The sequence below is a fragment of the Streptomyces sp. SDr-06 genome (assembly GCF_003324565.1).
Lineage (GTDB): Bacteria > Actinomycetota > Actinomycetes > Streptomycetales > Streptomycetaceae > Streptomyces.
In genome coordinates this window covers 1-1,113 of the sequence record NZ_QOLA01000075.1, presented here as the reverse complement: position 1 = coordinate 1,113, position 1,113 = coordinate 1, and the positions used below count along the sequence as shown (strand labels likewise).

The 1,113-nt window shown below is 66.7% G+C and carries 1 protein-coding gene; it reads right to left on the bottom strand.

What is annotated here, in order from left to right; translation table 11 throughout:
* Nucleotides 1-1,113 (bottom strand): toprim domain-containing protein (locus tag DT019_RS39040; protein ID WP_262985370.1); only part of this gene is annotated, 1,113 nt, incomplete at its 5' end.

The following is a 1,113-nucleotide window of genomic DNA, read 5'->3' as shown; positions in this document are numbered from 1 at the left end:
TCACGCGTCGATGCGTGAGCGGTCCAGGGTGGCGGCGGAGCTGGTGATGAACTCCTTGCGGGGCGCGACCTCGTTGCCCATCAGGAGGTCGAAGACCTGCTCGGAGGCCTCCAGGTCACCGATGTTGATCCGGCGCAGGGTACGAAAACGCGGGTCCATGGTCGTCTCGGCCAGCTGGTCGGCATCCATCTCACCCAGACCCTTGTAGCGCTGGATGGCGTCCTTGTACCGCACGCCCTTGCGCTGGAACTCCAGCAGCGTGCTGCGCAGTTCGTTGTCGGAGTAGGTGTACACGTACTTGTCCTGGCCCTTCCTGGGCTGGACGAGCTCGATGCGGTGCAGCGGGGGCACGGCCGCGAAGACCCGGCCCGCCTCGACCATCGGCCGCATGTACCGCTGGAAGAGCGTCAGCAGCAGGATACGGATGTGAGCGCCGTCCACATCCGCGTCGACCAGCAGGACGATCTTGCCGTAACGCGCCGCGTCCAGGTCGAAGGTCCGGCCCGAACCCGCTCCTATGACCTGGATGATCGCACCGCACTCCGCGTTCTTCAGCATGTCCGACACGGACGCCTTCTGCACGTTCAAGATCTTGCCCCGGATCGGCAGCAGCGCCTGGAACTCCGAATTGCGGGCCAGCTTGGCCGTGCCCAGCGCGGAATCCCCCTCCACGATGAACAGCTCACTGCGCTCGACATCATCACTGCGGCAGTCGGCCAGCTTCGCCGGCAGCGACGAGGACTCCAGTGCCGTCTTACGACGCTGGGCCTCCTTGTGCTGCCGGGCCGCGATCCGCGTCCGCGCCGCCGCGACGATCTTCTCCAGGACGGCGCGCGCCTGCGCCTTCGCATCACGCTTCGTCGACGTCAAGAACGCCTTGAGCTCCCGGGCCACCACGTTCGCCACGATCCGGTTGGCCGCCGACGTACCCAGCACCTCCTTGGTCTGGCCCTCGAACTGCGGCTCCGCCAGACGCACGGTCACCACCGCCGTCAGCCCCTCCAGCGCATCGTCCTTGACCACATCGTCCTCGGCCACCCGCAACAGCTTCGCCGACCGCAGCACCTCATTGACCGTCCGCGTCACCGACCGCTCGAACCCGCTCACATGCGT